General features: G+C 66.2%; 12 protein-coding genes and 1 tRNA gene. 5 read left to right on the top strand and 8 right to left on the bottom strand.

The window, feature by feature from the left end:
* Window position 1: 1 nt before the first annotated feature.
* A complete protein-coding gene (locus AB0O24_RS08780; protein ID WP_275801806.1) occupies window positions 2–445 on the bottom strand; it encodes an Lrp/AsnC family transcriptional regulator in 444 nt (147 codons plus the stop codon).
* A 102-nt stretch (window positions 446–547) separates the two neighbouring features.
* Between AB0O24_RS08780 and AB0O24_RS08775 the strand changes: the two genes are divergently transcribed.
* Window positions 548–1,762, top strand: coding sequence for an aminotransferase class I/II-fold pyridoxal phosphate-dependent enzyme (locus AB0O24_RS08775; protein ID WP_363374183.1), 1,215 nt, complete (start codon window positions 548–550; stop codon window positions 1,760–1,762).
* Here AB0O24_RS08775 and AB0O24_RS08770 read toward each other — a convergent pair.
* Window positions 1,753–2,493 carry an NAD(P)H-binding protein gene (locus AB0O24_RS08770; RefSeq protein ID WP_363374181.1) on the bottom strand — a complete coding sequence of 247 codons (741 nt, stop codon included), beginning with the start codon at window positions 2,491–2,493 and terminating at the stop codon, window positions 1,753–1,755. The genes AB0O24_RS08775 and AB0O24_RS08770 overlap by 10 nt on opposite strands.
* Window positions 2,494–2,847: 354 nt before the next feature.
* Here AB0O24_RS08770 and AB0O24_RS08765 point away from each other — a divergent pair, with 354 nt between their 5' ends.
* On the top strand, window positions 2,848–3,468 hold the full coding sequence (locus tag AB0O24_RS08765) for a histidine phosphatase family protein (RefSeq protein ID WP_058627567.1): 621 nt from the start codon (window positions 2,848–2,850) through the stop codon (window positions 3,466–3,468).
* A gap of 166 nt (window positions 3,469–3,634) precedes the next feature.
* Here the strand turns inward: AB0O24_RS08765 and AB0O24_RS08760 are convergent, their stop codons facing one another.
* The gene (locus AB0O24_RS08760) at window positions 3,635–6,124 is read right to left on the bottom strand and encodes a tetratricopeptide repeat protein (protein ID WP_363374178.1); all 2,490 of its coding nucleotides are present in this window, start codon (window positions 6,122–6,124) and stop codon (window positions 3,635–3,637) included.
* Window positions 6,124–7,314 carry a hypothetical protein gene (locus AB0O24_RS08755; protein ID WP_363374175.1) on the bottom strand — a complete coding sequence of 397 codons (1,191 nt, stop codon included), beginning with the start codon at window positions 7,312–7,314 and terminating at the stop codon, window positions 6,124–6,126. Before AB0O24_RS08755 ends, AB0O24_RS08760 begins: the two co-directional genes overlap by 1 nt.
* 102 nt (window positions 7,315–7,416) lie before the next feature.
* Between AB0O24_RS08755 and AB0O24_RS08750 the strand changes: the two genes are divergently transcribed.
* Window positions 7,417–7,848, top strand: a complete 432-nt coding sequence (locus tag AB0O24_RS08750) for a MarR family transcriptional regulator (protein WP_058627566.1) — start codon at window positions 7,417–7,419, stop codon at window positions 7,846–7,848.
* A 57-nt stretch (window positions 7,849–7,905) separates the two neighbouring features.
* On the opposite strand, the gene AB0O24_RS08745 is transcribed toward AB0O24_RS08750, so the two are convergent.
* Window positions 7,906–9,402, bottom strand: a complete 1,497-nt coding sequence (locus AB0O24_RS08745; RefSeq protein WP_363374171.1) for an L-serine ammonia-lyase, iron-sulfur-dependent, subunit alpha — start codon at window positions 9,400–9,402, stop codon at window positions 7,906–7,908.
* 150 nt (window positions 9,403–9,552) lie between these two features.
* Here AB0O24_RS08745 and AB0O24_RS08740 point away from each other — a divergent pair.
* Together AB0O24_RS08740 and AB0O24_RS08735 are read left to right on the top strand one after the other, a co-directional pair.
* Window positions 9,553–9,625 (top strand) — tRNA-Arg (locus AB0O24_RS08740).
* Window positions 9,626–10,026: 401 nt separating this feature from the next.
* Window positions 10,027–10,344: a hypothetical protein gene (locus AB0O24_RS08735; protein ID WP_363374168.1), complete on the top strand. Its 318-nt coding sequence runs from the start codon at window positions 10,027–10,029 to the stop codon at window positions 10,342–10,344.
* 27 nt (window positions 10,345–10,371) lie between these two features.
* Here the strand turns inward: AB0O24_RS08735 and AB0O24_RS08730 are convergent, their stop codons facing one another.
* From AB0O24_RS08730 to gmd, 3 genes are read right to left on the bottom strand one after another with little or no spacing between them, the layout of a single operon-like run.
* Window positions 10,372–10,680: a Dabb family protein gene (locus tag AB0O24_RS08730; protein ID WP_363374165.1), complete on the bottom strand. Its 309-nt coding sequence runs from the start codon at window positions 10,678–10,680 to the stop codon at window positions 10,372–10,374.
* Entirely contained in the window at window positions 10,681–11,664 is a 984-nt protein-coding gene (locus AB0O24_RS08725; protein ID WP_363374162.1) for a GDP-L-fucose synthase, read from the bottom strand.
* Window positions 11,661–12,710 (bottom strand): GDP-mannose 4,6-dehydratase, encoded by a 1,050-nt coding sequence (gene gmd / locus AB0O24_RS08720; protein ID WP_363374160.1) that lies wholly within the window; start codon window positions 12,708–12,710, stop codon window positions 11,661–11,663. The genes AB0O24_RS08725 and gmd overlap by 4 nt, the downstream gene beginning before the upstream one ends.
* Window positions 12,711–12,737 lie beyond the last annotated feature (27 nt).

The raw sequence follows: 12,737 nt of genomic DNA, 5'->3' as shown, positions 1-12,737 counted from the left end.
GTCAGGCGCGGTCGATGACCCGCGTCAGCGAGACCGACGTGACGGTGTCGGAGACCCCGGGAAGCGCCGCGATGCTCTCCCAGATCTGGCCGATGCGGTCCATCGACTCCGCGCGCAGGGTCACGAGCAGGTCGAACTGCCCCGAGAGGATGTCGCATTGGACCACCTCGGGGATGCGCGCGAGCTCGGTGATGACGCCCGCGCCGCGCATGCGATCCGCCCGGTATACCAGCACGATGGCGGTGACGCGCCCGTCGTCGGCGCGACCGCGGGCGAGGGTGTATCCGGCGATGAGACCGTCGCGTTCCATGCGCTCCATGCGCTGCTTCACGGCGTTGCGTGACAGGTGAACGCGAGCCGCCAGCGTCACGAGCGGGATCCGGGCGTCGGTCCGCAACTCGTTCAGGATGCGCTCGTCGACGGCGTCGATGCGGGGACCGGCCATGAGTGCTCCTCGTGCAAATTAGACACTCGCGCGTGTCTATATTGCACGCTAGGGTAGCTCAGATCGATCGCCCCGTCACCCGGCGACAGGAAGGCCACAGCGATGACGTCACGACCCGACCGCACCGACGCCGCGACCCTCTCCGAGGCGAGCCTCGCCGTCCACGCCGGCATCGAACTGGACAGCACGCGGGCACTGCGCACACCGCTCGTCATGTCGAACTCTTTCGCCTTGCCCGACGATCCCAGCGAGATCAGCTGGTCGGCGACTGCCCCCGGCCTCTACACGCGCAACACCGGCGTCAACCAGCAGGCCCTCGAGCGCAAGCTCGCCGCCCTCGAGGGCGGCGAGGACGCGGTGGCCCTGGCATCCGGAGTCGCCGCCCTGCACGCGGTGTTCTTCACGCACGTCAGCGCGGGCGACCACGTCGTCGTCAGCGACGTCGTCTACGAAGCGACCTGGCGCCTCTGGACCGAGCTGCTCCCCCGCCGGTACGGCATCGAGGCGACCTTCGTGGATGTGACGGATCCGGATGCCGTGCGCGCGGCGATCCGGCCAGAGACGCGCCTCGTGTGCGTCGAAGCCATCGCCAATCCGACGACGAAAGTCGCCGACATCGCCATGCTGGCCGACATCGCGCACGCCGGCGGGGCGATCCTCATGGTCGACTCGACGTTCACGCCCCCGCCGTTCTACCGGCCGCTGTCCGACGGTGCCGATCTCGTCGTGCACTCGCTGACGAAGTACATCAACGGCCACGGCGACGCGATGGGCGGCGCGGTGATCGGTCGCACCGAGCTGATCGAGCCGATCAAGGCCGACGCCATGGTCGACGTCGGCGGTGTCATCTCACCTTTCAACGCCTGGATGATCCAGCGCGGTTCAGTCACACTTCCGCTGCGGCTGCGCCAGCACTTCGCGTCGGCACAGCGGGTCGCCGAGTTCCTCGAGGCCGATCCGCGCGTGGCGTTCGTCGCCTATCCGGGGCTGGCGTCCCACCCCGGGCACGCGCTCGCTCGGCGGCAGTTCGGCGGAGAGGCGTACGGCGGCATGATGGCGTTCGCCCTCGACGGGGACCCCGACGTGCAGAATCGCTTCGTGGCGAACCTGCGCCTGATCACGTCGGGTTTCTCGCTCGGCCACGACGACAGCCTCATCGTGCACACCGCCGCCGACGGTCCCCGCACCGCGACCTACCCTCCGGAGTTCCGCCGGTACGGTCACCTTCGCCTCTCGGTGGGTCTCGAAGACGCCGACGACCTGCTCGCCGATCTCGCAGCGGCTCTGGACGCGACGCCTCTCCGGCGTCAGGACTGATCCAGCCACTCCGCGAAGGTCTGGCGCCCCTGTTGCGACGCGTCCGGCGCACCCCTGAGTCGACCCGAGCTCATGGCTTTCCCCATCGCCCCCGGGAGCGGAACCTCGACCACCGGGCGCCGGCTTCCCCGTCGCGCAAGAAGCGCCCGGACCATGTCGACGAGGATCTCGTCTCGCGGCCCGACGAGGTCGGTCGCTTCGCCCGCGGGGCCGGCCTCGGCGAGGGCGACCAGGGCGTCGGCCACCTCGGCGGCCGCGACCGGCCGGACGCGTGCGCGGGGCACGACGACGAGCGGCCCCACCGATCCGCGCTCGATGGTCTGCGCCGCGAACTCGTGGAACTGTGCGGCGCGCAGCAGAGTCCACGGCAGCACACCCGCACGGACAGCGCGTTCCTGCTCCTCCTTCGCCCCGTAGTACGAAGACGTGATCCCGTCGATACCGACGATGGACAGCGCCACCATGTGCGAGACCCCCGCTGCCGCGCCGGCCTCCTGGAGCGTTCGCGACACCGCGAGGAAGTAATCGGTCGCCCGTTTCCGAGACAGCGTCTGGATGCCGCTGACGTCGATGATCGTGTCCACTCCGGCGAGCGCGTCCTCGGACAGCCCTTTCGTGAGGTCGTGCCCGGTCGACCGGGTGAGCGAGACGACCTCGTGGCCCCGGGCCTGGGCGAGTCGACGAACGTGGGACCCGACGACACCCGTCGCACCGCACACGGCGACCTTCATGGCTTCCTCCCCCGGCGGTCACGCCCCTCGTGCACGCCTTCGCTCAGCGTGGCATGGTGGGGCTGACGGGCGTCGGTCGATCCTTCGAGGGTGGATGAACGGGACCGCGCCGTGACGCGAATTGATGAGCCACCTATGAATCACGAAAAGATAACGCCGACCTCTTCCCCTCCGTTATCTCACCGTTATAGAGTGCTCGCACGGTAGTTGTTTTGCTGTGGCGACTACCGGCATGTGATTGCAGGACACTCTGGTGCAGAGAATGGGCCGGTCGAGTTTCTCGGCCGGCCCTTCTTCTGCTCTTCGCCCGTTTTCCGCCACCGCGAAGTCGATCCGAAGCGGGAGGATGAGGGAGTGAACGACGCAGATCTCACCGAACCCGACGGACGCCTCGTGCTCGTGCGCCACGGCGAGACCGAGTGGAGCCGCACCGGCCGCCACACCGGACTCACCGACATCCCCCTCACCGAAACGGGCGCCTACAAGGCCGAGCTCGCGGGGACACTCCTCGCGACGCGCCGCTTCGACCTCGTGCTCACGAGCCCCCTCCAGCGCGCGGTGGAGACCGCCGCCCGAGCCGGCTACCCCGACGCACAGCTGGAGCCGCGGCTGGTCGAGTGGGACTACGGCGCCTACGAGGGGCTGACGACACCCGAGATCATCGAGCAGCTGGGCCACCCCTGGACCATCTGGCAGGCGGGCGCTCCCGCCGGTGCCACTCCGGGCGAGAGCATCGAGCAGGTCACTGCGCGTGCGGCATCCCTTCTCGACGACCTGCGCCCTCGCCTCGAGAACGGCGAACAGATCCTCGTGTTCTCGCACGCGCACTTCCTCCGCGCCCTCGCGGGGGTGTGGCTCGGTCTGACCGCCGCCGGCGGGCGGTACTTCGTGCTCGGCACCTCAGCCGTGAGCGAGCTGGGCTTCGAGCACGGCAACGCGGTCATCACGCAGTGGAACCACGTCCGCGGGCGCTGACGACGAGTGATCACAAAAAGATAACGCCACCCTCTTCCCTTCCGTTATCTCACCGTTATAGAGTGCTCGCACGGTAGTTGTTTTGCTGTGGCAGCTACCGACATGTGATTGCAGGACACTCTTGGTGCAGGGATAAGGGCCGGTCGGAAGCCTCTCCGGCCGGCCCTCACTCTGTCCAGGATCGGGCGGCCTCCGCATCGAGTGAGTCCGCCTTCGCGAACTCTCCCACTTTGCGGTAGGCGATCGCGAGATTCTCGACGCTGAGTAGCGTCAGCGGGTGGGCATCTCCGAGCAGATGACGCCGCTGCTCGAGGGATTGTTCCCAGAGTTCGACGGCTCGCCTCAGACGTCCAGCTGCGAACATCGCGAAGCCGAGGTTGCTGCGGCTCGTGATGGTGTGCGGATGATCGGGCCCGAGGAGGCGCTCCGCCTCCGACAGATTCACCTCATACATGTCAATTGCGGCGGCCAGGTCACCTGCTGTCTCGAGGTAGCTTGCAAGGTTGTTCCTACTCGCCAAGGTCTGTGGGTCATCCGGTCCGAGCGCGTCCTCGCGGGCGCGAAGAACTTCGCGAGCGATGTCGATCGCGAGATCGACCTTCCCCTGTTGCTCGTAGGCTCCCGCAAGATTGTTCAACGCTGTCAGGGTTCCGGGGTGCGTCCGCCCGGCGTTGGCTTCGCGGGCCGCGACGACCTCCTCGAGGAGAGCGACACCGCGGTCCGCTTCACCGTCGTCCAGGAGCGCCGCAGCGAAGTTGATCTTGAGCGTCGACACGGACGGATGGGCGTCATCGAGAACGCGCGGCGCGTGCTCGAGAGCATCGGCGTAGAGCCGCACGGCAACATCTACTCGACCGGCGATGTGGTGCGCGTGCGCAAGATTGGCCTCACTCACGATGAAGTTCACGTGATCACGGCCGAGCAGCCGTTCGCTGACTTCGAGCGAACGCGCGTACAGCTTCACCGCGTCGTCGCCGCGCCCGGCGTTCAGGAACGCGGATGCCAGGGAATCGCGGGCGGGCATCACAGATGGGTCATCCTCGCCGACGGCCAGCACGAGAGACGCCAATGCCGACTGTGCGCGATCGAAGTGCCAGCCCGCCGCGAGCCACTGAATCACAACACTCTGGGGAATGCCGCTTCCTCCATCGACTGATCGCAACGTCATGGCACGTCGAGCCCACGTCTCATCAGCTCGCGCAGGCACGTCCCCCACCTCATCCAACGCGAGGAGGTGAACACGAATCCGCTCGCCGTGGATCGCATCGAGCCGATCAGACGCGCTTTCGACAGCTTCTTCCAAAACAACCCTGAGGGGCGTAGGAAGCCCCATGACCGCCTCACCCCGCCCTGCAGAAGCCTCCAGTAACGCGTCGTCGACCGCTCCTAGCTGCGCCAGCGCGGACGCACGCGTGGCGGGAAGCCCGCTCAGTCGGCGGATCGCTGAGCCCACACCGTCACCGACGAACTCCTTCTCGAGGATCAGTGCGTACTCGCCCGCCCCTTTCGTTTCAGCAGGATCGAACCACCCTTTGAGGAAATCGACGACAAGCCGAATGGGTTCGCCACGCGATTCCTTCAGTTGAAAGGACAATCGCGCGAGAGGCTCTGCGAGCTCGTAATACGAGCGCCGACGATCGGCCCCCTCGAGGAACACCGATTGCGACGTCTCCACCCACTGCATCGAAGACAGCTCACTGAGAGTCTTTGCGACGCTTCGGCGGTCGATGCCCAACCGCGCGGCGAGATCTTTCACGTGCAACGGACGATCTGCTGTCACGAGTTCAGCGATCACCAACCTCTGATGAGGAGACAGGCGCGCCAGCTGCTCCTGGTAATACGGAGTCAGATCGTCGAACCGGCTGATCAGCAGTTCAGCCAGCTCATCCAACTTGTCGATGGTCAGCGCCGATGCGAGCGCAGCCCAAAGCCGTGGTTGACCTCCGGCCAGGTGCGAGACCACCTGCAATCGAGCGCGCCCGAGAGGGGTCTCGAGTCGCCGCACCAGCTCGCTGTCTCCGTTCTCGCGAGCCACGGCGATCAACATTTCCTGAGCTTCATCCACGGTGAAGGAACGCAGGGCGATGGGCGTGAAGAAACCGAAAAAGGGGCTGGCGGTGTCGGTGAGGTTGCGGTCCAGTCGCGTCGTCGTGGCCACAATCACGAGGGCACCCGTCGTCTGAAGAAGATGTCGAAGTTGTCGTTGACCGGTTTCGCCGATCTGGACGAGGATCTGATCGAGGTTCTCCAGGAGCACGACGACGGGACCCTGCCCAGCCGCAGCCTCGAGCAGCTGCTCCTCGAGGATGCCCGCATCGGTCGAGGAAGCCGGAGTGATGTTCGGGGACAGTCGACTCAGAATTTGAGCCAACAGGTGCCTATACGATGCGACCGTCCACGGATCCTCAGGCAGCCAAGCGAGTTGCAGCCGATGCCCGGCCGCGATGAGGTCGACCGCTCCGTAGTTGACGAGCGACAACAGATGGGTCTTACCCGAACCACGAGGTCCGACGACGAGTGTGTGGTGCCGCTCGTCCGTCGTGACGGAGCTGAGAACACGATCCACAATGCTCCGCAAAAGCGGCTGACGCGCGACGAAGATCGCTTCCAAAGTTTCTCGAGGCATCAGCGACGGGGTGAACCGGGCGATAGCCATCAGAGCACCGTTTCAAGGTGTCGACGGTGCGCCCAGATGCGTTTGATCACCGTGTACCGCCACTCGAACCTGCGGGAAGTCATCCGAAGGTAATGGTCTCGTGTCAGCAGATCGAGAATCTGGCCGATATCCTCCGCCGTCGCCGCGTTGGAGAACTGCGTAGCAATTTCCGAAGCGGTCACCGCTCCGCCCTGTGCAATGGCGTCGAGAATCGCGCGCGCAAGTGCCGCGTTAGCCCCGTAGTTTTCGTCGAGCCGCTCCACGAAGTGATCGACCGCGTGGCTCCCGTCGTGATCGTTGAGCAGATCCACGAAAGCGGAACGGACCTGCGCGGGGGTCGGCGCGCGCCAACCGCGCTGCTCGATCAGGAGTCCGAGGTGGTGCATCAAGAACGGGATGGCTCCGCATTCTTCGGCGTGCGTGCGGACCGACTCGTCATCGATATCGCCGGGCGCGCAGCCGGCACCGAGGAGAAGCCTGTTCGCCAATTCCCAGCTCTCGGACTCGGCCAAGGGACCGAGAGGGAGATTTGTCAGGGAGTTTATGTCTCCCTGGGTTGCGCCGATCGCACGCAGGACATGATGGAATCCGATCGAACCGCACACCACCCACCGCACATGACGGGTCGTCTGCGTGAGCCTCCGCAGCGTCTGCAGCACCGAACGAGCAGCGTCCGCGCCTTCGCGGCGTTCGATGTTCCGAATCGCTATCGGCACCTCGTCGAGCAGTAGGAGGACGCCTCGCCCGTCCGCCCGCTCACGGTCGAGTTGGCTGACGATGCGGTCGAGAAGCACCAACGGGTCCTGACCTTCGAAGGCCGCGCTGAGCTTCAGGGACCCAACCGTGGCCACCCCCACCTCGGCACCCTCGAAGGTGCGGAAGAACGCCAGCACCGTCTGCCGGAACTGTGCCGAAAGCGCCTGTTCACCGCTGAGCGCCTGGGCTGCCCGCTCAAGGAACGCCGTGGCTGTGTGCACGTCTTCGAAGTCGATCATCACCGAGACCCAATCGGACGCGGCTTCACGCGCCAGGTATCGGAGGAACTGCGTCTTGCCCATGCGCCGCGGATCACTGACGAGAAGATCCACGCCCCGTTCGAGCATCTGCAGTGCATCCTCAGTCGGCTGAATTCTGCCGACGAACGATGAGAGACTCCGCGAGGAGCCGGGCTGCGGGCGGATCGGAATCACGACGCCTCCATATGCGAGAAACTTCCCGCACATATAGGCGGGACATCTCCCGCATTTTACACATCTGCGCCCGGGAGCAAAGCATCCCTCTATCGTGGAGACATGACCGATCGCCGCCTCGCCGTCCAGGCCTGGGAGAGCCTTTTCCGGGCGCAGCACGAGGTCTTCGAAGAACTGCGATCGGACTTCGAGGGGACCGACCTGACGCAGGCCGAGTACGACGTGCTCCTCACGGTCACCCGCGCCCCCGAGATGACCGCGCGTCTGCGCGACGTCACGGGCAACATGCTGATCAGCCAGCCGAGCGTCTCGCGCCTCGTCGAGCGCATGGTCGCTCGCGGCCTCCTCACGAAGTGCGCCGACCCCGAAGACGGACGCGGCTCACTCGTCACCGCGACCGAAGCTGGCGCCGTGATGTTCCGAAAGATCGCCGCCGCCCACGGGCGTTCGATCGCCGACCGGATGGCCCGCCTCGACGACGACGAGCTCGCGCAGCTGCACGCGCTGACCGCGAAGCTCCGCGGCGAGCGCTGACCCGATCGGCCCCACCGCGCCTGGCGGCCTCACGACCACCCGGAGGGCGCAGCCGCGTCAGCACTCGATGACGTTGACCGCGAGGCCGCCTTCGCTCGTCTCCTTGTACTTGGTCGACATGTCGATGCCGGTCTGACGCATCGTCTCGACGACGGCGTCCAGCGACACGTAGTGCGAGCCGTCTCCGCGCAGCGCCAGACGTGCCGCGGTCACGGCGGTCGACGCGGCGATCGCGTTGCGCTCGATGCACGGGATCTGTACGAGCCCGCCCACCGGGTCACAGGTGAGCCCGAGGTGGTGCTCCATGGCGATCTCGGCGGCGTTCTCGATCTGGCGGTTCGTTCCGCCCATCACGGCCGTCAGACCACCGGCGGCCATCGCGCAGGCGGATCCGACCTCGGCCTGGCATCCGCCCTCGGCGCCCGAGATCGACGCGTTGGCCTTGAACAGCGAGCCGAGCGCCGTCGCCGTCAGCAGGAATCGACGGATGCCACGGCGTCGGTTCGCCTCGGCCACGTCGCCGTCGTCCCACCCGGCGACCTCGCCGCGCGTCACGGCGTGACCGTCGTAACCGAGCAGCGCGCTCCCGACCAACTCGCCGTATGGGGTGACAGCATTGCCGGCACCGAGGCCGGAGTCGGCGAGGAACCGCCACCAGTACATCGCCACGGCCGGCAGGATGCCCGCGGCGCCGTTCGTCGGCGCTGTCACGACGCGCCCTCCGGCCGCGTTCTCTTCGTTCACGGCGAGCGCGAACGCCCCGAGCCACTCCCCCGGCAGCTCGCGGTGTCCCTCGGCTTCGATCTCTTCGAGCTGCTGCCGGATCACCGCCGCACGGCGCTTCACCTTCAGGATGCCGGGAAGCACACCGTCGTGCTCGAGTCCGGCGTTGACGCAGGCGGCCATGGCATCCCAGATCCGGTCGAGGCCCGCGGCGATCTCTTCGTCGGACCGCAGGGCCTCTTCGTTGCGGCGTGCTGCCTCGGCGATCGTGATGCCCTGCTCGTCGCACAGTTCGATGAGGGTCGCCGCGTCATCGAACGCGAGCGGGAAGGGTGCAGCAGCCACGCGCGCAGGCTCCCCCTCGCGCCGGATGAACCCGCCTCCGATCGAGTAGTAGGTGTCTTCCGCAATCACGTGGTCGCGGACGTCGCGCGCAACGAGGGTCATGGCGTTGGGGTGGCCGGGCAGACGCCTCCGCGGCTCGAGCGAGATGTCGGCCTTTTGGAAGCGGACCGCGTGCGACCCGGCGAGCGGGAGCTGACGTCCGTCGGGCCAGTCCACCCACAGCCGCCGGACGGCATCCGGGTCGACGGTTTCGGGATCCCAGCCGTGCAACCCGGCGACCACGGCGTCGGGCGTCCCATGCCCGATGCCGGTCGCGCCGAGTGAGCCGTAGAGGTAGCAGGACACATACGTCACGCGCCCCAGGATGCCTTCGCTCTCGAGTCGTGTGGCGAACTGGAGTGCGGCCTTCATGGGGCCGACGGTGTGGGAGCTCGAGGGTCCGATCCCGATGGAGAACAGCTCGAACGCGGAGGTGTAAGCGCTCATTCGGCCAGCGTACGTCCCGCCCCGTCCGGACACCCCGTCGTCACCCTCGCGCCACGCCCGGGATGCACGCCGTTCCGGGCCGATTAGACGTCTCCGTCGGTCGCGGCTATGCTGGACCACGGCCTGCGCGCCGTTTCGCGCGGAGGCCCTGCGCCCGTAGCTCAATGGATAGAGCATCTGACTACGGATCAGAAGGTTAGGGGTTCGAGTCCCTTCGGGCGCACACTGTGTTGAGACAGTAAGAGGTCCGGTCCGGAAGAAATTCCGACCGGCCTTGTCTCATTTTTGGCGCACTTTTCACACGAATCGCGGCCGACGCGAGGCGGAGCCTGGGGCGTCTTTCGCCCTCTCCCGCATCCCGGCGCGAAGCTCCCGTTCGTGGAACTCCCAAGGGCGTGGGAGAAGAACGGCACGAGCCGCTGACTCGCGTGTCGGCCGCACCGGTCCGCCGATCGCTTCCGGCCAAGGCCGACCGGCGCGCACAGACCGTCGCGGCGCCCACCGGAGCCTGGAGGTCACAACTTCGCATCTCCTGATCCGGTCGATTGACCCGCCCCGACGACTGGTCCACTCTGGCTGACACGGCGCACTCAGTGGCCTCATTACGAAGAGAAAGGCCTATTCATGAAGAAGACGTTTCGCATGTGGCTCCTTGCCCTCGTGGTTGTCGGAGGGTCGGTTCTCGGGGTGTCGGCGCCTGCGTCAGCGGCGACGATCCTGGGGACTCCGAGCTTCAACGCCTACTGCAAGAACAACGTCGGATCCGTCTGGTATCCGGTGACCCAGTCGTTCACTTCTCCCTACTACTGGCGGTGCACCAACAGCTACACGCACGCCCTGGTCAGCATCGACGTCAACAAGGCTTGTCGCCAGCAGTTCGGAAGCGGAGCGTACGGGACAGTCGTCGCTTACAACCCCAATGGTTGGCGCTGCGCACGCTGAACGGGAGTTCTCAGGCGGCTAGGGCGATCAACCCGTCCGATCCTCAAAAGGTCGCGCCCGCTCCCAGTCCCCCACCCACCAGTCGCTGATCGCCGCCATTCTCTTCCCAGCGACGAGGTGCCTTTCGGTCACGCGCCATTCCTCGAACGCCGCACGGTCGACGAACGTCCCGTCCTCGACGATCACACGCCCTTTACGCGTATCCAGCGACAGCGCGACATCCCACGAGAGGATGCCGGGCCACTCCCCCACCGTCCGCAGCTCGGCGATGGCCGCGGAAACGTCCGGGTCCGCGACATCGTCACGGACCCGGAACAGAACGACGTGGCGGAACACCTATTGGCGCACCGCGCCGACGTGGTCGCGGTACCAGGCGACGGTGCGCTCCATGCCCTCTTCGAGCGAGATCTTCGCGGTCCAGCCCGCCTCGGCAAGCTTCGAGACATCGAGGAGCTTCTGGGGCGTGCCGTCGGGCTTCGAGGTGTCCCACTCGGTCTCGCCCTCGAAGCCGGTCACGCGCGCGATCGTCTCGGCGATCTCGCGGATCGTCACGTCCGACCCCGTGCCCACGTTGACCTGGTCGGGTCCGTCGTAGTGCTCGAGCAGGTGCAGGCACGCGTCCGCCATGTCGTCCGCGTGCAAGAACTCGCGACGCGGCGTTCCCGTGCCCCAGTTCGTGACGCTCTCAGCCCCCGCCTGCGCCGCCTCGTCGTAGCGACGAATCAATGCCGGGAGCACGTGCGAGCCCTTCGGCGAGAAGTTGTCGTTCGGACCGTAGAGGTTCGTCGGCATCGCGCTGATCCACGGCAGACCGTACTGGCGGCGAACCGCCTGGGTCTGCAGGATGCCGGCGATCTTGGCGATCGCGTACGCGTCGTTCGTCGGCTCGAGGTGTCCCGTGAGAAGCGAGTCCTCACGGATGGGTTGCTCCGCGAACTTCGGGTAGATGCACGACGACCCGAGGAACAGCACGCGCTCCACGTCGTTGGCGAGAGCCGCGTCGAGCACGTTGACCTGAATACGCATGTTCTCGCTGAGGAAGTCGACCGGGTAGGTCGAGTTCGCCAGGATGCCACCGACCTTCGCCGCAGCCAACACCAGGTACTTCGGCTTGGTCTCTTCGACGTAGGCGAAGACGGCGTCGCGGTCTTTCAGATCGAGTTCCGCCGAGGTCTTTCCGACGATGTTGTCGAAGCCGGCCGCCTCGAGCCGTCGGACGATCGCCGATCCCACGAGTCCCCGGTGTCCAGCGACGTAGAACGTCGCATCGCGGTCCAGTTCGTGCGGGGTGTAGCTCACGCCGTCAACAGCGGTACTCACGCACGCGCTCCGAGAAGCTCCGCGTTGCTCCAGGTGGGGAGCTTCACCGTGTCGATCCACTCCGGGCCCCGTTCGAGCGCGGTGATGTCGGCGTCGACCATGATCCTCGCGAGTTCGTCGCCGCGGACCGAAGGCACCCAGCCGAGCTTGTCGGCAGCTTTGGTGGGGTCGCCGATCAGGGCGTCGACCTCGGTGGGCCGGAGGTAGCGCTCGTCGAACTTGACGAACTCCTGCCAGTCGAGGCCCACGTGCCCGAACGACGTCTCGAGGAACTCGCGGATCGTGTACCCCACGCCCGTGGCGAGCACGAAGTCTTCCGGGGTCTCAGCCTGAAGAATGCGCCACATTCCCTCGACATACTCGGCGGCGTACCCCCAGTCGCGGATCGAGTCGAGGTTGCCGAGGTAGAGGTCGTTCTGCAGACCCGCCTTGATACGGGCGACGGCGCGCGTGATCTTGCGCGTGACGAAGGTCTCACCACGACGGGGCGATTCGTGGTTGAACAGGATGCCATTCACCGCGAACATGTCGTACGCCTCGCGGTAGTTCTTGGTGATCCAGTAGCTGTACAGCTTGGCGGCCGCGTACGGAGAGCGCGGGTAGAAGGGCGTCTCCTCGTTCTGCGGCGGCGGCGTCGCTCCGTAGAGCTCCGACGTCGAGGCCTGGTAGTACTTCGTGTCGATTCCCGACAGGCGAACGGCCTCGAGGAGGCGGATCGTTCCGGTTCCCGTCGTGTCGGCGGTGTGCTCGGGCTCGTCGAAAGACACACGCACATGCGACTGCGCGGCGAGGTTGTAGACCTCGTCGGGGTTGATCTCCGACATCAGCGTGACGAGTCGCGCACCGTCGGAAAGGTCGCCGTAATGCAGGAAGAGCTTGGCTTCAGGGTCGTGCGGGTCGACGTAAAGGTGGTCGATGCGGCTGGTGTTGAAGGTCGAGGCGCGGCGGATGACGCCATGAACCTCGTACCCCTTCGCGAGAAGAAGTTCGGCGAGGTAGGAGCCGTCTTGACCGGTGATGCCTGTAATGAGGGCGCGTTTTGTCACGTTTTTCTGCCGTTCGGGAAGCGAGAA

The sequence above is a fragment of the Microbacterium sp. NPDC086615 genome, assembly GCF_040686055.1.
Taxonomy (GTDB): Bacteria; Actinomycetota; Actinomycetes; order Actinomycetales; family Microbacteriaceae; genus Microbacterium.
This window is presented reverse-complemented; position numbering and strand designations above follow the sequence as displayed.